Origin of the sequence: Nocardia sp. NPDC052316 (assembly GCF_044547795.1) — a bacterium.
GTDB lineage: Bacteria > Actinomycetota > Actinomycetes > Mycobacteriales > Mycobacteriaceae > Nocardia.
In genome coordinates this window covers 250528-266227 of record NZ_JBIUBB010000006.1, presented here as the reverse complement: position 1 = coordinate 266227, position 15700 = coordinate 250528, and the positions used below count along the sequence as shown (strand labels likewise).

Below are 15700 nucleotides of genomic sequence, written 5' to 3'. Positions count from 1 at the left end.
GCCCAGGCTCCGCTCGGTGAGGTGCTCGAGCAGCTGCGCGCGGCCGGTTTCGCGCCCGCGGGTGAGGATTCCTCGGGCATCATCGTGGATCTGCGTCAGCGCGGCGCCCGAATCTCGGCGCGGCCCAATGCCAGACCGCCGTGGCGGCCGACGCCGCCGAGCACCGAACAGCTGGAACTGCTCGTCACCGAGCTGCGGGCCGCCGACCGCGCCACCAGCGCCCGGTCCGGGCAGTCGGTGCGGATGGACGGCACCCGCACCAATACCGCGGCGACCCTGGCGCTGCTGCAGTTGGCGGCCAGGGTGCGGCGGTCGGTGAACATCGGCTACGTCGACGCCTCAGGGGTGGCGACGCAGCGCGTGGTGGAACCGCTCAAGGTCGGCAACGGCCAGCTGGACGCGCTCGACCCGGTGACCGGCGCGGTCCGGCACTTCACCTTGCACCGGATCGCGTCGGTCGCCCTGCTCGAGTGATCAAGCCTTGGGCTTGGCCAGGCAGAAGGTGATCTTCGGGGTCTCCGAGATCAGGCGGAAGCTGTCCGCGTCGGCCCCGCACAGCAGCTCGTCGGCTTCGCCGTCGATCCGCTTCACCACCTTGAAGCTCGCCTCCGGGGTGGTGCAGTCCACGTGCTTGTAGCCGGTGGCCGGGCTCTCGTTGTAGCAGCTGCCCTGCTTGAAGTTGGGCGCCAGGCACAGGAACGCGGTGGTGCCGCCCGCGAGGGTCTCCTCATACGAGGTGTAGTCCGTCGGGCACTCGGTCTTCTTGTCGAAGGTCTGCGCGATTTTGTAGACCGCCTTCTCCGACGAGCAGTCGACCGGCTCGGTCTTGGCGTCGGTCGACGAACTCTTGGTGACATTGATGCAGTCACCGACGTTGGCCTTGGCCGTGTCGGACTTGCTCGCGTCCTTGGCCGCCGAACAACCGACCACCGTGACGACCACCGCCGCCACCGCTACGAGGGCAAGCACCACGCGTGCCAGCAGCCTCGCTCCTGGAAACTTCACCTGAAAACCTCTCTCACCGAACACATTCACGCCGCTCGCGAACGCGGTGAGGATACCCGGACGCCGAGTAGGGCCGCATCAGCTCCTGGGGTGATATCGGCGGACGGGATGCGGCGGGCCTAAAACATGTAGGACATGCCGAGCAACGCGTACCCGAGGATCCTCGGTAGCAGACTGCCGAGCACTTGCAATCCAAAGAAGTTCACTAGCAACGCCTTTCGCGTATCACCCATAACGTGGACGTTCGTCCAATACGTGGGTTCTTTCGCTTCGACAGACCGAGTCGTTACGCTTGGCCAGTATGACGCTGGACGACGTTGCCCGCGACTTGTACGGACTCGCGCCGAGTGAGTTCGTCGCTGCCCGCACTGCCCAGGTCGAACAGGCCAAGGCGGCGGGCGACAAGGAGCTCGCGACCGCCGTCGGCAAACTGCGTAAACCCACCATCACCGCGTGGACGGTGAACCTGCTGGCCCGCGAGGCGCCCGCGGAGGTCGAGGCGCTGCTGCAGCTGGGCGCTGCCCTGCGTTCGGCGCAGCGGAAGCTCTCCGGCGACGAGCTGCGCAGCCTCACCGCGCAGCGACAGCAGGCGGTCAACGCGCTGGCGAAGAAGGCGGGCGCGCTGGCCGAGCAACACGGGCACCCGGTGAACGAGGGCGTGCTGCGCGAGATCGGACAGACCTTGACCGCGGCGCTGGCCGACCCGGACGTCGCCGAGCGGGTGCACGCGGGCACGTTGGCCACCGCGGCGACCTACGAGGGGTTCGGCCCCGCCGGCCCCGGCCTGGTCGCGGTCGACGACGAGGCCCCCGAGCCCGCCGCCGCGGCGCAGGCCGAGGACAATCCGCGCCAGGAATTGGACGAAGCGCTGGAGGCACTCGAATCCGCCCGTGCGGCAAGAGATTCAGCGCACGAGGAGGTCGAGCAGGCCGCCGACCGGCTGGGTGACATCGACACTCGGATCACCGAGTTGAAGGAAGAGCTCGCGCGCGCCGAGCAGGAGCGGCAGTTCTGCCGCACGACCGAACGCACCGCCCAGGACCAGTTACGTTCGGCGCAACGACAGCTCGATCGGGTGGAGCGCTGGGTCGAGCGAGCGCGCGAGCGCGTCGACGGCGAGTAGCCGAAACACCCTCGCCGACTGAGGATTCGGTAGTCCGCAGCGACCGGCTCAGCCGCGCAGGCCGCCGGGGAAGAGATACTCCGGCGGCGGCGGCGCCGTCTGGTCGAGCCAGGCGTCGAAGAACCCGGTCAGATCCGTAGGCGACTTCGACTGCACGAACGTGCGGAACTCCGGCATGGACGCGTTCCCATACACGTGGCGCGCGTTGAACTCCCGCACCGCCGCGAAGAACACGTCGTCACCGAGCTGCTTGCGCAGCGCGTGCAGAAACAGCGGACCGCGGTAGTAGACCGAGGTGAATTCCGTTCCGGCGCCGGGGTTTCCCAGCGGTATCTGCCAGAACTCGTTGTTGCCCAGGTACTGCTGGACGGTCTCGCGGTACTGCTGGTCGACGTCCTTACCTTCCTTGTGCTCCGGCCACAGGTAGTCGGCGGTATAACTGGCGAAGCATTCGTTCAAGCAGATGTCGGACCACTGGCGCACCGACACCGAGTCGCCCCACCACTGATGGGCGAGCTCGTGCACCACCGTCGGCAGGTCGGTCCACGGCGCGTAGATCGGGCGGGTCTGGGTCTCCAGCGAGAACATGATGTCGGCGTCCACGTAGATGCCGCCCGAGGAGTCGAACGGGTATGGGCCGTAGAGGCTTTCGATGAAGTCGAGGATCTCCGGCAGGCGCTGCTCGGTCTCCCGGTTGCGTTCCGCGCCGGGGGCGAAGGCACTGATCAGCGGGGTGCCGTCGGCGCGCTGCTGGTCAAGGAAGCTGAACTTGTCGATCGCCACGGTGGTCAGGTAGCCGAGCACCGGCTGACGGGCCTCCCAGCTGACGGTCCGTCGCTCCCCCTGCACCACGTCCTGGGTGCGCAGGCCATTGGAGACGACCTCCCACTCCGCGGGAACGGTCGCGTGCAGCGCGAAAGTGGCCTTGTCCAGCGGGGTGTCGTTGAGCGGGTACCAGGTGGTCGCCGAGTGCGGCTCGCCCGCGGCGAAGGCACCGCCGCTCGGCGCGAACGTCCAGCCCTCGCCCTCGGTGTCCACGGCGGGGCCCGCGTAGTCCACGGTCACCGTGAAGGGCAGGCCGGGCAGCAGCGGCAGCAGGGGCGTGACGGTGAGTTCGTGTGCGCCGTTGCGGTGGAACGCGGCGGGCAGGTTGTTCACGGACACCACCCGCACGTCCGGCCCGGCGAAGTCGAGGTTGAACGCGCGCAGCGGCTGGGTGGACACGGCGTCGATGCGGGTCGACCCGGTGAGCTGATGGCTCGGTGGGTCGTAGTCGATGGTGACGTCGTAGTGCCGGACGTCGTAGCCGCCGTTTCCGTCCTCGGGGTAGTACGGGTCGCCGAGCCCGGACGACCCGGTGATCGGGTCGGGCGGCGGTTCGGCGGCAGCGGGGACCGCGGCGGTGACCAGTGCGCCGACGACCGCGGCGCTTATCCAGCCGGACAACCTCATTCGCCAACCACCCCTTTTCGCCCCCCACCTTTCGGTACGCTCGTACCGACCCCGATGGATGGTAGCCGGTTCAGTCCGTGCCGCCGCTGAGCGCCACCGACGCGCCGAGGCCGACGATCATCATCCCGCCTGCCCCACCGACCGCTTCCAGCCTGCGCGGCGAGCGGGCGAACCAGGTCCTGGCCGAGGCGGCGAGCAGTGCCCACGCACTGTCGGAGACCACGGCCACCGCCAGGAACACGGAGCCGAGGATCAGGAATTGCAGCGGCAGCGAGCCGGCGGATGGCTCGGCGAAGTGCGGCAGGATCGCCGCGAAGAAGACGATCGCCTTGGGGTTGGTCAGCCCGACGATGATGCTCTGCCGCAGCACCTTCGCGTCCGGCACGGCTTCGATCGTGGTGCCGAGCGCGGCGCGCAGCGACTTACGCTCACGGAACGCCTGGACCCCCAGGTACATCAGATACAGCGCGCCTGCGAACTTGATCACGGTGAGTGCCAGCGCCGATGCCATGAGCAAGGTGCCCAGCCCCACCGCGACGAGCACCAGCACGACGAAGACACCGATGCAGTGCCCGGCCACCGAGAGCAGCGCGGCGCGCCTGCCCAGCGTGAGCGCTCGCCCGATGGTGAACAGCACACCGGGTCCTGGGACGATGATGAGGATGGTCGCCGCCGCGAGGAACGCCAGCAGGTTGGACATTGGAACCATTTACGGAGTCTAAGCGGGCGCGCAACCCGAAAAAGGGCAGATCGCCTGCGGACTCAGGAGCCGAAATCGTCGGGCAGCTGATGCGGATCCAGCAGCAGCCGCTTGGCGGGCGCGCGCCGCACCTTGTCGGTGAGCGCGAGATTGTCGGCGAGCAGACGCCATTCGACGTCGCTGATCGCGGCGCGGGCGCGTTCGATGACCGCCTCGTCGGTCGTGCCCCAGGCGATCGGCATGGCGCTGACCGATTGCCAGCGCTCGCCCACCTGCCGCGGCGCCCGATCGGTGCGCACCGCGACCGCGGGCACCCGCTCCCCCGCCCGCGCCGCATGGCCGGGCAGCGCGCGGACCCGGCGGATCACCAGCGCGTAACGGGCAGCGGCGGCGCCCGGCTTGGCCACATCGACCAGGGCGAGCAGCACCACGCTCGACGGGTAGGTCTCCGAGACCACCGCGGGCACGAGCTCACCGTCGGTGTACAGCTTGTCGATGCTGGCGTGCCGCGCGGTCCAGAAGGCCACCCACAGGGCCACCACCGCACCGAGCACGAAGACGACGGCCAGCAGGTAGGCCCACGGGTGGTCGAGCCAGATCAGATACCCGGCGCCCGCCGCGGCGATGACCGCCGCGGCCAGCGCCATGATGCGTAGTCGCCGCTGGTCGGCGAAGACTTCGTTGACCGCGTGGGCATGCTTGCGGTCCACCGGAAATTCGAAGCGTCGCACGTCCCTATTCCTAGCACAGTTTGCGGAGGAAAAGCCTCCGCTTATCCGATGGCCGGACCGAGCAGGTCGTCGGCGTCCATGATGCGGTAGGCATACCCCTGTTCGGCGAGAAAACGCTGCCGGTGCGCGGCGTATTCGGCATCGAGGGTGTCGCGGGCCACCACCGAGTAGAAATGGGCTTGGCCGCCATCGTGTTTCGGCCGCAGCAGCCTGCCGAGGCGTTGGGCCTCCTCCTGCCGGGAGCCGAAGGTGCCCGAAACCTGCACCGCGACCGACGCTTCCGGCAGATCGATGGAGAAATTCGCCACCTTGCTCACCACCAGCACCGGAATCTCGCCCTGCCGGAACGCCTCGAAGAGCTCTTCGCGCTCTTTGGTTTTCGTCGAACCCTGGATCACCGGCGCGTTGAGCGCGGCGCCGAGCTCGTCGAGCTGGTCGAGGTAGGCGCCGATCACCAGGGTCGGCGCGTCGGTGTGCTTGGCCAGGATGGACTGCACCACGGGGATTTTCGTGCGCGCGGTCGAGCACAGCTTGTAGCGCTCCTCCGGCTCGGCGGTCGCGTAGGCCATCCGCTCGGCGTCGGTGAGCGTCACCCGCACCTCGATGCACTCGGCCGGCGCGATCCAGCCCTGCGCCTCGATGTCCTTCCACGGCGCGTCGTAGCGCTTCGGGCCGATCAACGAGAACACATCGCCCTCGCGGCCGTCCTCACGGACCAGCGTCGCGGTGAGGCCGAGCCTGCGGCGCGACTGCAGATCGGCGGTCATCCGGAAGACCGGCGCGGGCAGCAGATGCACCTCGTCGTAGATGACCAGGCCCCAGTCGCGGCTGTCGAACAGCTCGAGGTGCTTGTACTCACCCTTGGTGCGGCGGGTGATCACCTGGTAGGTCGCGATGGTGACCGGGCGGATCTCCTTGCGCTCGCCGGAGTATTCGCCGATCTCCTCCTCGGTTAGCGAGGTGCGCGCGAGCAGCTCGCGGCGCCACTGCCTGCCCGCGACGGTGTTGGTGACCAGGATGAGTGTGGTCGCCTTGGCCTTGGCCATCGCCGCCGCGCCGACCATCGTCTTGCCCGCGCCACACGGCAGCACCACCACACCGGACCCGCCCGCCCAGAACGAGTCGGCGGCCATCTCCTGGTAGTCGCGCAGGTGCCACTTGTCGTCGGAGTAGTCCAGCTCGATCGGGTGGGCCTCGCCGTCGACGTACCCGGCCAGGTCCTCGGCGGGCCAGCCGATCTTCAGCAGCATCTGCTTGATCCGGCCGCGCTCGGAACCGTGCACGATCACCGTGTCGTCGTCGAGGCGGGCCCCGAACATCGGCGCCAGCTTCTTGTGCCGCAGCACTTCCTCCAGCACCGCCCGGTCCAGGCTGACCAGCACCAGCCCGTGCGCCGGGTGCTTGACCAGCTGCAACCGCCCGTAGCGCGCCATCGTGTCCACGATGTCCACCAGCAACGGCTGGGGCACCGCGTACCGGGAGAAGCTGACCAGCGCGTCCACCACCTGCTCGGCGTCGTGCCCGGCCGCCCGCGCGTTCCACAGCGCCAGCGGGGTCACCCGGTAGGTGTGCACGTGCTCGGGCGCCCGCTCCAACTCGGCGAACGGCGCGATGGCCTGCCGCGCGGCGTCGGCCAACTCGTGGTCGACCTCCAACAGCAGCGTCTTGTCGCTCTGCACAATCAGCGGACCGTCCGTCACAGCCCCTCCTCGCATCGATTCGCCGACCATTCTCCCTGAGGCCTCCGACAGCCCGGCACGGCCGGTCCCCTGACCACGACAATCGCGGTCTCGGCGCGGGCGGCTCAGTGCGGTCGAGGGGTCTGTTCGAGGGTGCGGTGGAACTCGGCGGGCCAGTCGAGGGCGGGGCCAGGCGGGTCGGCGGGCAGGCGAGCGGCCAGCCAGTGATCGCGGCGGCGGCCGCGTTGCAGACTGCCCTGGCGGGCGAGGCCCTCGTAGTGGAAACCGGCCCGCCTGGCGACCGCGGCGGAGGCGTAGTTGCCGACGAAGGCGCGCCAACTGATGCGTTGTAAGGCCATGCCCGCGGGGCGGAAGCCGTAGTCGCAGACCAGGTTCACGGCCTGAGTCATCAGGCCGCGGGACCGTGCATCCGGGGCCAGCCAGTAGCCGATCTCGGCGGACGACTCGTCGCGTTCGCCCAAGCCGATCATGCCGACGACGGGGCCGCCCTCCCGCAGGCGCAGCGCCCAGGTGGGGCTGTGGCCCGCCCAGCCCGGGCGGACGATGTCGTCGATGAAGGTCTGGGCGTTGTCGCGGGTGTAGGGCACCGGGATGGTCACCCACTCGCCGATGGACGGGTCCTGACAGCACTCGGTGATGACGTCGACGTCCGCCTCGGTGGGGATGGAGAGCCAGAGGGTTCCGTTCGACAGCGCTTGTGCGTCCATCGAGTCATGTTGTCACGAATCGCCCGGCGAGTTCATCGGGTTTACCGCGTGTTCGGTCGGCGGCACCGCGGTGAATCGACCAGCGGGGAGCTCGTAGAATCTCGGTGATGGTTGCCGCTCTGCTTGCCGGATTGTTCGAATCACATCGAGCGCATCTGCTCTCGGTCGCGTATCGGCTGACGGGCAGCGTCGGCGACGCCGAGGACGCGGTGCAGGAAAGCTGGCTGCGCCTGGCGGGCGCCAGGCAATCCGAGATCGACGACCCGCGGGCCTGGCTCACGACGGTGGTGAGCCGCATCTGCCTGGATCGGCTACGCAGCGCCGCGGTGCGCCGGGAAAGCTATGTGGGGCAATGGCTGCCGGAGCCGGTGGTGACCGGGCGCACGCCGTCGAGCACGCCGGATCCGTTGGAGACGGTGGTGCGCAAGCAGGAGTACCGCCTCGCCGCCATGGTGGTGCTGGACAGTCTGACCCCGCCGCAGCGGGTGGCTTTCGTGCTGCACGACGGGCTTTCGGTGCCGTTCGACGAGATCGCCGAGATCCTGGAGGTGTCCCCCGACGCGGCCAGGCAGCTCGCGGTCCGGGCGCGCAAGGCCGTGGCCCAGACCCCGCCGCCGGTGCCCGATGCCGAGCACGAGGTCGCGGTGCAGCGTTTCCTGACGGCGCTGCGGTCCGGGGATGTCGGCGCGGTAACCGCTGCGCTGCACCCGGATTCGGTGGTGATCGGCGACGCCGACGGGACCACCTCGACCGCGGTGAACATCCTGCGCGGCGCGGACCGAATCGCACGGTTCTACCTGGGGCTGGTGCGCAAATACGGACTGGACGGCACCGACGTGGAGCCGACCTACGACTACGAATTCGCCTCGGTCAATGGACAATTGGGGTTGGTGGTCGCTGCGGGCAACGGGCATCCCGCTCGCGTCATGGGCTTCACGGTGCGCGACGGACTGGTCTGGGGCACTTACGATCTCGCGAATCCGGCCAAGCTCACCGGCATTCGATTGGGTTGACGCGGCACCAGAACCGAACCGGCCTCGATCCATGGCCGGGATAGGCTTCGCGACCAGCTCGGCCCCGCCCCGCCGTAGCAGACCGGATGCGGATCCGTCGACCCCCGATGTGGCCGGATTCACACCACGAATGCTGGGCTAGTCTCCGAACATGCCTCCGCAACCCGCCACCGTTGCTCGACTGCGCCCGTTCGCCGCCACCATCTTCGCCGAGATGACAGAGCTCGCCGTCCGGTACGACGCGGTCAATCTGGGCCAGGGTTTTCCCGACACCGACGGACCCGCCGGCATGCTCGAGGTCGCCAGGCAGGCCATCGCCGACGGCCTCAACCAGTACCCGCCGGGGCGCGGGATGCCGGTGCTGCGGCGGGCGATCGCCGACGACCGGGCCCGCCGCTACGGCACCCACTACGACCCCGACACTCAGGTGCTGGTGACCGTCGGCGCGACCGAGGCGATCAGCGCCGCCGTACTCGGCCTGGTCGAGCCGGGGTCGGAGGTCGTGTTGATCGAGCCCTACTACGACTCCTACGCCGCCGCAGTCGCTTTGGCGGGTGCCCGGCGACGCACCGCGCGGCTGGTCGCCGACGGCGATCGGTTCGTGCTCGACCTGGACAGCCTGCGCGCCGCGATCACCCCGGCGACCAGGATGCTGATCGTCAACTCCCCGCACAACCCGACCGGCACCGTGCTCGGCCGCGCCGATCTGCTGGCGATCGCCGAAATCGCCTGCGAGCACGACATTCTGGTGCTCACCGACGAGGTATACGAGCATCTCGTGTACGACGACGCCGAGCACATCAGTTTGGCCACCCTGCCAGGCATGGCCGAGCGCACCCTCGTGGTGTCCAGTGCGGCAAAGACTTTCAACGTCACGGGTTGGAAGACCGGCTGGGCGTGCGGCCCGGCGGGACTGATCGACGGCGTGCTCGCCGCCAAGCAGTTCATGACCTTCGTCGCGGGTGGGCCGTTCCAGCCCGCGGTGGCGCACGCGCTGAATAACGAGCTCGAGTGGGTCGCCGGACTGCGCGACACGTTGTCCGACCGGCGTCTTCGCCTTTCCGCGGCGCTCGCCGACACCGGGCTCGGGGTGAAGTCCAGTGCGGGCGGCTACTTCGTGTGCGGCGACATCACGGCCCTCGGCGCGTCCGACGGTCTCGCCTTCTGCCGCGAGCTGCCCAAGCGGCTCGGCGTGGCCGCCGTCCCGGTCAGTGTCTTCGCCGATGATGCCGCGTCCTGGAGCCATCTGGTGCGCTTCACCTTCTGCAAACGCGACGAGACGCTCGACGAAGGAGTGCGCCGCCTCCGCGCGGCCCGCTGAATCGCGCGCGCAGATCCCCCAGAAAACCTGCCATACCCTGTCAAGGTTCGCTGACAGGGTATGGCGCATGGCAACCCAATACTTCACCGCGACCAGTCTCGACGGCTACATCGCCGACGAGCACAACTCGCTCGACTGGCTGTTCGAGATCGACGACACCGACGGCTCCGCAGAGCACAACATCACCGAATTCTTCGGGCGGGTCGGTGCGATGTGCATGGGCGCGACCACCTACGAGTGGATCATGGCCAACGACCCGCCGGAGAACTGGGCGAAGACCTACGGCGACATCCCATGTTGGGTCTTCACTCATCGCACGCTGCCTACCATTTCGGGCGCCAACCTGCGTTTCGTGTCCGGCTCGGTCGAGTCGGTGCACAAGGAGATGGCGGAAGCCGCAGGCGAGCGAAACATCTGGGTCCTCGGCGGCGGCGACCTGGTCGGCCAGTTCGCCGACGCCGGGCTGCTCGACGAGATCATCGCCGGCATCGCGCCGGTGACCTTGGGCGCGGGCGCGCCATTGCTGCCGCGCCGAATCCTCTCCGCGCGAATGAAACTCGTCGAGGTTACGCACATCGGGCAGTGGGCGGAGCTGCGCTACCGGTTGTCGCGCTAGCCGTCGTGCGGCACCCGTCCGGCATTTCGCTCAGGACGGGTGCGGCAGCGTCGGATCGGCCGGTGGCCGGGCGCGCGGATACCGACGAGCCTGTGGCGCATGCCATCCGAAACGCAGCGCGAGCAGGCGAAAGGCGATGGCGCCGAGCGCGGCCAGCGCTCCGGTCCACGCCTGATAGACGCCGAAGTGCAGCAGGGTTGCGGTGATGGCCGCACCGATGAAGGCGGGCACCGCGTAGATCTGGTCCGGCCGAAGCACATTCGGCGTCTGGCCGCCGAGCAGGTCACGGATCACGCCGCCGCCGATCGCGGTGACCAGGCCGAGCGCCGCCGCCGACGGCGCACCGAGTCCGCGTGAGTAGGCGATGACCGTCCCGGTCACGCAGAACAAGCCGAGCCCGAAGGCGTCGGCGACCTCGAGCGGACCGCGGGTCAGCCGCCGCGACGGATGCCAGAAGAAGATGACCGCCGCGGCCAGCATCGCCGTGTACAGGTAGCTGAGGTCGACGAACGCGGCGGGCGGGGTGCGGCCGATCAGCACATCCCGGATGATGCCGCCGCCGAGCGCGGTGGCGCAGGCGAGCACCAGGATGCCGAAGATGTCGAAATCGCGCCGCACGGCCAGGAGCGCACCCGAACTCGCGAATGCGAACACCCCGAACAACTCGCCGACATGCTGCACCGCGCCGGCCGCCGACCCGAAGTACGCGAGCGACACGTCCGCACCCAAATCCATCATGCCGCTCACCGTGTCATACCCCGCCACGCACTCCACACCGACAGGCGCGGATGCGGACGCGCCGCGGCGTCAGGCCGGGGTGGGGCGGGCGCGATCGGTGGCGACCAGGACCGCGATCGTGCCGAGCATGGTGCCCATCAGGTACCGCTGGGTGCGGAGCCAGAGCGGGCGGCCTGCGAGGAAGGTCGAGATACTGCCCGCGCCGAGCACGATCAGCCCGTTCACCGTCAACGCCACCACGATCTGCACCAGCCCGAGGCACAGGCTCTGCAACCAGACCTGCCCCTGGTCGGGCGCCACGAACTGCGGGATCAGCGCCATGTACATGATCGCTATCTTCGGATTCAGCAGGTTCGTGACGAACCCCATCGTGAACAACCGCCGCGCCGGATCCGGAGCCAACGCCGAGGGCGCGAAAACCGAAGTCCCGCCCGGCCGCAACGCCTGCCAGGCCAACCACAGCAGATAAACCGCACCGGCCAGCTTCACCGCGAGATACAACCCGGGCACCACCGCGAACACCGCGGTGATCCCCACCGCCGCCGCTATCAAATACACCCCGAAGCCCGCCGCGACACCGCCCAGCGACACCAACCCGGCGCGCCGGCCCTGCGACACAGTCCGGGAAACCAGATACATCATGTTCGGCCCCGGCGTCAGCACCAACCCCAACGCCACAACCGCTACCCCGAACACCGCCGCCATTTCGATCACACGTCGATCGTCACCCACCCACGCCGACCCGTCTCGGTCCACTTCGAGGTTGCTGGCCCGGTGATCGACGGTGCGGTCGGACTGTCAGCTTCCCGCCTGGAACCCGGGCGGGAAGCTGAAACACCCGTGGCGGTCAGAGGTTACGGCGCTGCTCGATCGCGTCCGCGAGGCGGTCGAGTTGGCGGGCCGTGGTGTCCCAGTCGAGGCAGGCGTCGGTGATCGACTGACCGTAGGTGAGCTCGGCGGCGTGGCCGAGGGTCAGGTCCTGCCGACCGGCGACGAGGAAGCTCTCCAGCATCACGCCGACCACGCCGGGTTCGCCGACGGCCAGCCGGGCCGCGATATCGGTGACCACGTCGACCTGCTTGTTGTGGTCCTTGTTGCTGTTGCCGTGGCTGGCGTCGACCACCAGTCGCTGCGGCAGGCCTGCCTTCTCCAGCAGCATGCACGCCTCGGCGACCGACGCCGCGTCGTAGTTCGTGCCGGAGGTGCCGCCGCGCAGGATGACGTGGCAGTCGGGGTTGCCGGTGGTGCGGATGAGCGAGGCGCGCCCGTCCAGGTCGGTGCCGGGGAACACGTGGCTGGCCGCGGCGGCACGGACACCGTCCACCGCCACCTGCACGTCGCCGTCGGTGCCGTTCTTGATGCCGACCGGCATGGACAGCGCGCTGCTCAGCTGGCGGTGCACCTGACTGGCCGCCGTGCGTGCGCCGATCGCGCCGTAGGAGACCAGGTCCGCGATGTACTGCGGGGTGATCGGGTCGAGGAACTCGCAGGCCACCGGCAGGCCGAGCGCGCTGATGTCGGCGAGCAGTTTGCGGCCGAAGCCCAGGCCGGTGTTGACGTCGAAGGAGCCGTCCAGGTGCGGATCGTTGATCAGCCCCTTCCAGCCGAGGGTGGTGCGCGGCTTCTCGAAGTACACCCGCATCACCACGTGCAGCCGGTCGTCCAGCTGGGCGGCCTTGGCGGCCAGGTGGCGCGCGTAGTCGAGGGCGGCGGCCGGGTCGTGCACCGAACACGGTCCGACGATCACCATCAGGCGGTCGTCCACACCGTTGAGCACGTCCACGGTGGCCGCGCGGCCGCGGCGGACTGTATTGGCGAGTCCGTCGGTGATCGGGTGCACGCTGCGTACCTCGGCGGGCGAGCGCAGTGGGCTCACACTGAGGGTGCGTTGATCGTCCAGATCAGAGTGCCGCGCATCGATGTCGGCTGCGGTAGTCATGGTCGTGGGTTCCTTTTCTTCGGCCGACCCCACGGACGTGAAACCCCGTCGAGCCGGTCCATAATCCGGCTCGGGGTGGAATGTCGTCAGCGCAGCTGGTAGCCGCAGACCTGCCCACCCAGGGCCGGCTTGCTAAACCAGAAATACGCGCGCTGCACGTCACGGACTGTACCAGGCGGGTATCGAGGGGAGCGGAGACCGTGCCGTATCGCACAGTGCGGCCCGGTCGCGCATATCGCGGCGCGCACCGAACGCCTGCTCGACGTCCGGTGCGCGGCGGCAGCGGATCGTGGGACAAGCTCAGCCCCACTGACCGGGCACATAGTCGCCGGCCGGGGTGCGGGCGATGACGTTCATCCGGTTCCAGGCGTTGATCATCGCGATGGCGGCGATCAGCGCGGCGATCTGGTCGTCGTCGTAGTGCTTGCGCACCTCCTGCCACACCGCGTCGCCGACGTCGCGGCCGTCGCCGATCCGAGTCGCCTCCTCGGTGAGCGCGAGTGCGGCCCGCTCGGCCTCGGTGAACACGGTCGACTCGTGCCAGGCGGCGATCAGGTTGAGCCGCACGGAGGTTTCCCCGGCGTGCGCGGCGTCCTTGGTGTGCATGTCGGTGCAGTAGCCGCAGCCGTTGATCTGGCTGGCGCGGATCTTCACCAGTTCGTAGGTGGCGGCGGGCAGTCCTGCGTCGTTGATGACCTTGGACGCCATGTTGAGCCGCTTGGCGAAGCTGGCGGCGATGGGGTTGGCGTGAAGGTTGAAGCGGGGTTCCATGGGAGTGCCTTCCTTTGTTGTTCTGCGTCTACACAGGGAGGACGACACGGGTCGGCAGAGTGTGACTCGACAAATCGGGTGACGTGGACCACTTCCTGATTTCGATCGATCGTCGCAGCTCAGAGCGCGGCGTGTCCACGATCGACGTCCCCAGACCGGAGTAATGTGCTCCAGCTATGGATACGCTCATCTTCGGCGGCCTGCTCGCGGTCCTGGCAATCCTGTGCGGGCAGCGCTCCCGGCGGATGGTGCTCGGCGCCTGGTGGGTGCTGCTGATCGCCACGCTGCTGCTGATGGCGCATCACATCACCAGCGGACTCGGCCTCGGGTTGAACTACTGATGGCCACCGAGACCGTGCCCGTCCGGACGACGGAGTCCGTTGTGGGACAGCTCCAGTACTGGCTGGCCGTGCTCTTCGTGGTTGGCTGGACCGGCGTGATCTGCGGCGGGCTCGGCGTGCAGTTCGGCAGCTGGGACTATCCGTGCCCGCTGTGCATGGTGCAGCGCATGTTCATGGCGCTCGCCGCGCTGGGCGCCGCGGTCATCGTCCGCAAGGGCATGACCGGCGCGATCGCTGCCCGTGACTATGCGATGGGCTGGGGTCTGGCCATAGTCGGCTGTGTCGCAGGCGGATTCACGTCCTGGCGGCAGACCATGCTGCACATCTTGCCCGGCGACCCCGGCTACGGTGCGCCGGTGCTCGGTCTGCACCTCTATGTCTGGGCCCTGATTCTTTTCGTCGCCGCGATCGCGACTGTCGGTGCGCTGCTGTCGTTTTCCCACGGCACTGCGGCGCTGACGATCCCGCCGACACCGCATCGACTCGTCGGGTTGATCGCGCTGTGGTTCCTCGGCATCGTGCTGGCGATCAACCTGGTTGCCGTCTTCGCGTTGGAGGGCTTCCATTGGTTCCTGCCCGACGATCCGAGCCGCTACCAGTTGTTCTACGACCTGCACATCCTCAGCTGACGTGGCAGGCGTTCACTTCGCGAACTCGTAGGTGACGCCGGTCAGCTGCTCCGACAATTCCCACAGTCCGCGGGCGACGTCGGTGTCTCGCGAGGCCTTCGACGAGCCGGAGACACCCGGATAGCCACGCAGACCGCGCAGGCCGGTCGGACCGTAGTAGCCGCCCGGCTCGACCTCCGTCGTGGCGGCGTACAGCGTTGGCAGCGCGCCCATTTCGGCACTCTGCGCGAGCACCAGGTTGCCGAGCCACATCACCGCGTCCAAAATCGACTCGGTGTGCGACTGCAACTCGGTCGAGGCGTACCCGGGATGGGCGGCGACCGAGATCTTCGACGAACCCGCCGCGGTCAGCTTGCGCTGCAGTTCATAGGCGAACATCAGGTTGGCCAGCTTCGCCTGCCCGTACGCGGCCCAGCGCTGATATTTGCGCCGCTCCCAGTTGAGGTCGTCCAGATCGATCTTGCCGATGTTGTGCGCGCCGCTGGCGACGGTGACGATCCGCTCCGAGATCTTGTCCAGCAGCAACCCGGTCAACGCGAAGTGCCCGAGATGGTTTGTGCCGATCTGCATTTCGAAGCCGTCGGCGGTCCGCAGCTCCGGCAGCGCCATCACGCCCGCGTTGTTGATCAGCACATCCGCCGGCTCCGCCGCCGCGGCGAACTCCCGCACCGACGCCAGATCCGCGAGATCCAGCTTGCGCACCACCGCGCGGTCACCGAACGGCGCCGCCACCCGCTCCCCCTTGGCCACGTTCCGGCAGGCGAGCACCACCCGCGCGCCCGCCCCGGCCAGCGCGCGCACCGTGGCCGCCCCCAGCCCGCTGTTCGCGCCGGTCACGATGAACGTGCGACCGGTCTGATCGGGCATAGCCGAGGTATCCCACCTGCTCATACCGGCGAGTTTAAACCGGCTAC

Annotated in this window: 17 protein-coding genes; 6 read left to right on the top strand and 11 right to left on the bottom strand. The window is 68.6% G+C overall.

Annotation, left to right across the window (positions count from 1 at the left end):
• Window positions 1-474: 474 nt before the first annotated feature.
• Window positions 475-1005 (bottom strand): hypothetical protein, encoded by a 531-nt coding sequence (locus ACIHA7_RS29085; protein WP_167768924.1) that lies wholly within the window; start codon window positions 1003-1005, stop codon window positions 475-477.
• A gap of 301 nt (window positions 1006-1306) precedes the next feature.
• Between ACIHA7_RS29085 and ACIHA7_RS29080 the strand changes: the two genes are divergently transcribed.
• Window positions 1307-2128 carry a hypothetical protein gene (locus ACIHA7_RS29080; RefSeq protein ID WP_397294106.1) on the top strand — a complete coding sequence of 274 codons (822 nt, stop codon included), beginning with the start codon at window positions 1307-1309 and terminating at the stop codon, window positions 2126-2128.
• A 48-nt stretch (window positions 2129-2176) separates the two neighbouring features.
• Here the strand turns inward: ACIHA7_RS29080 and ACIHA7_RS29075 are convergent, their stop codons facing one another.
• The 5 genes from ACIHA7_RS29075 to ACIHA7_RS29055 form a co-directional block, all read right to left on the bottom strand.
• Window positions 2177-3580 (bottom strand): M1 family metallopeptidase, encoded by a 1404-nt coding sequence (locus ACIHA7_RS29075; RefSeq protein WP_397294105.1) that lies wholly within the window; start codon window positions 3578-3580, stop codon window positions 2177-2179.
• A gap of 70 nt (window positions 3581-3650) precedes the next feature.
• Window positions 3651-4289 carry a LysE family translocator gene (locus ACIHA7_RS29070; protein WP_397294104.1) on the bottom strand — a complete coding sequence of 213 codons (639 nt, stop codon included), beginning with the start codon at window positions 4287-4289 and terminating at the stop codon, window positions 3651-3653.
• Window positions 4290-4342: 53 nt separating this feature from the next.
• Complete coding sequence (locus ACIHA7_RS29065; protein ID WP_397294103.1) at window positions 4343-5011, bottom strand: DUF3239 domain-containing protein; 669 nt, start codon at window positions 5009-5011, stop codon at window positions 4343-4345.
• A gap of 41 nt (window positions 5012-5052) precedes the next feature.
• Window positions 5053-6711 (bottom strand): DNA repair helicase XPB, encoded by a 1659-nt coding sequence (locus tag ACIHA7_RS29060; protein ID WP_397294102.1) that lies wholly within the window; start codon window positions 6709-6711, stop codon window positions 5053-5055.
• A gap of 104 nt (window positions 6712-6815) precedes the next feature.
• Window positions 6816-7418, bottom strand: coding sequence for a GNAT family N-acetyltransferase (locus ACIHA7_RS29055; RefSeq protein ID WP_397294101.1), 603 nt, complete (start codon window positions 7416-7418; stop codon window positions 6816-6818).
• 107 nt (window positions 7419-7525) lie between these two features.
• Between ACIHA7_RS29055 and ACIHA7_RS29050 the strand changes: the two genes are divergently transcribed.
• The 3 genes from ACIHA7_RS29050 to ACIHA7_RS29040 all read left to right on the top strand — a co-directional run bounded on the left by ACIHA7_RS29050 (window position 7526) and on the right by ACIHA7_RS29040 (window position 10368).
• Window positions 7526-8431, top strand: a complete 906-nt coding sequence (locus ACIHA7_RS29050) for a sigma-70 family RNA polymerase sigma factor (RefSeq protein ID WP_397294100.1) — start codon at window positions 7526-7528, stop codon at window positions 8429-8431.
• 151 nt (window positions 8432-8582) lie between these two features.
• Window positions 8583-9752, top strand: coding sequence for a pyridoxal phosphate-dependent aminotransferase (locus ACIHA7_RS29045; protein WP_397294099.1), 1170 nt, complete (start codon window positions 8583-8585; stop codon window positions 9750-9752).
• A gap of 67 nt (window positions 9753-9819) precedes the next feature.
• Window positions 9820-10368, top strand: coding sequence for a dihydrofolate reductase family protein (locus ACIHA7_RS29040; RefSeq protein WP_397294098.1), 549 nt, complete (start codon window positions 9820-9822; stop codon window positions 10366-10368).
• 30 nt (window positions 10369-10398) lie between these two features.
• Here the strand turns inward: ACIHA7_RS29040 and ACIHA7_RS29035 are convergent, their stop codons facing one another.
• The 4 genes from ACIHA7_RS29035 to ACIHA7_RS29020 all read right to left on the bottom strand — a co-directional run bounded on the left by ACIHA7_RS29035 (window position 10399) and on the right by ACIHA7_RS29020 (window position 13816).
• A complete protein-coding gene (locus ACIHA7_RS29035; protein WP_397294097.1) occupies window positions 10399-11106 on the bottom strand; it encodes a trimeric intracellular cation channel family protein in 708 nt (235 codons plus the stop codon).
• 69 nt (window positions 11107-11175) lie between these two features.
• Window positions 11176-11820, bottom strand: a complete 645-nt coding sequence (locus ACIHA7_RS29030; protein ID WP_397294096.1) for a LysE family translocator — start codon at window positions 11818-11820, stop codon at window positions 11176-11178.
• Between the two features lie 133 nt (window positions 11821-11953).
• Window positions 11954-13045: a 3-deoxy-7-phosphoheptulonate synthase gene (locus ACIHA7_RS29025; RefSeq protein WP_397294095.1), complete on the bottom strand. Its 1092-nt coding sequence runs from the start codon at window positions 13043-13045 to the stop codon at window positions 11954-11956.
• Between the two features lie 300 nt (window positions 13046-13345).
• Window positions 13346-13816, bottom strand: a complete 471-nt coding sequence (locus tag ACIHA7_RS29020; RefSeq protein WP_397294094.1) for a carboxymuconolactone decarboxylase family protein — start codon at window positions 13814-13816, stop codon at window positions 13346-13348.
• 176 nt (window positions 13817-13992) lie between these two features.
• Between ACIHA7_RS29020 and ACIHA7_RS29015 the strand changes: the two genes are divergently transcribed.
• The gene (locus tag ACIHA7_RS29015) at window positions 13993-14157 is read left to right on the top strand and encodes a DUF5993 family protein (protein ID WP_397294093.1); all 165 of its coding nucleotides are present in this window, start codon (window positions 13993-13995) and stop codon (window positions 14155-14157) included.
• A 41-nt stretch (window positions 14158-14198) separates the two neighbouring features.
• Window positions 14199-14786 carry a disulfide bond formation protein B gene (locus ACIHA7_RS29010; RefSeq protein WP_397294092.1) on the top strand — a complete coding sequence of 196 codons (588 nt, stop codon included), beginning with the start codon at window positions 14199-14201 and terminating at the stop codon, window positions 14784-14786.
• Window positions 14787-14798: 12 nt separating this feature from the next.
• Here ACIHA7_RS29010 and ACIHA7_RS29005 read toward each other — a convergent pair whose 3' ends face one another.
• Window positions 14799-15677, bottom strand: coding sequence for an oxidoreductase (locus tag ACIHA7_RS29005; RefSeq protein WP_397294091.1), 879 nt, complete (start codon window positions 15675-15677; stop codon window positions 14799-14801).
• Window positions 15678-15700: the final 23 nt, after the last annotated feature.

What these genes read in the sequence shown, in the direction of transcription:
- ACIHA7_RS29080 (WP_397294106.1), top strand. Translation starts at nt 1,307, where the DNA reads ATGACGCTGGACGACGTTGCCCGCGACTTGTACGGACTCGCGCCGAGT.
- ACIHA7_RS29075 (WP_397294105.1), bottom strand. Translation starts at nt 3,580, where the DNA reads ATGAGGTTGTCCGGCTGGATAAGCGCCGCGGTCGTCGGCGCACTGGTC.
- ACIHA7_RS29070 (WP_397294104.1), bottom strand. Translation starts at nt 4,289, where the DNA reads ATGGTTCCAATGTCCAACCTGCTGGCGTTCCTCGCGGCGGCGACCATC.
- ACIHA7_RS29055 (WP_397294101.1), bottom strand. Translation starts at nt 7,418, where the DNA reads ATGGACGCACAAGCGCTGTCGAACGGAACCCTCTGGCTCTCCATCCCC.
- ACIHA7_RS29050 (WP_397294100.1), top strand. Translation starts at nt 7,526, where the DNA reads ATGGTTGCCGCTCTGCTTGCCGGATTGTTCGAATCACATCGAGCGCAT.
- ACIHA7_RS29045 (WP_397294099.1), top strand. Translation starts at nt 8,583, where the DNA reads ATGCCTCCGCAACCCGCCACCGTTGCTCGACTGCGCCCGTTCGCCGCC.
- ACIHA7_RS29040 (WP_397294098.1), top strand. Translation starts at nt 9,820, where the DNA reads ATGGCAACCCAATACTTCACCGCGACCAGTCTCGACGGCTACATCGCC.
- ACIHA7_RS29035 (WP_397294097.1), bottom strand. Translation starts at nt 11,106, where the DNA reads ATGATGGATTTGGGTGCGGACGTGTCGCTCGCGTACTTCGGGTCGGCG.
- ACIHA7_RS29025 (WP_397294095.1), bottom strand. Translation starts at nt 13,045, where the DNA reads ATGACTACCGCAGCCGACATCGATGCGCGGCACTCTGATCTGGACGAT.
- ACIHA7_RS29020 (WP_397294094.1), bottom strand. Translation starts at nt 13,816, where the DNA reads ATGGAACCCCGCTTCAACCTTCACGCCAACCCCATCGCCGCCAGCTTC.
- ACIHA7_RS29015 (WP_397294093.1), top strand. Translation starts at nt 13,993, where the DNA reads ATGGATACGCTCATCTTCGGCGGCCTGCTCGCGGTCCTGGCAATCCTG.
- ACIHA7_RS29005 (WP_397294091.1), bottom strand. Translation starts at nt 15,677, where the DNA reads ATGAGCAGGTGGGATACCTCGGCTATGCCCGATCAGACCGGTCGCACG.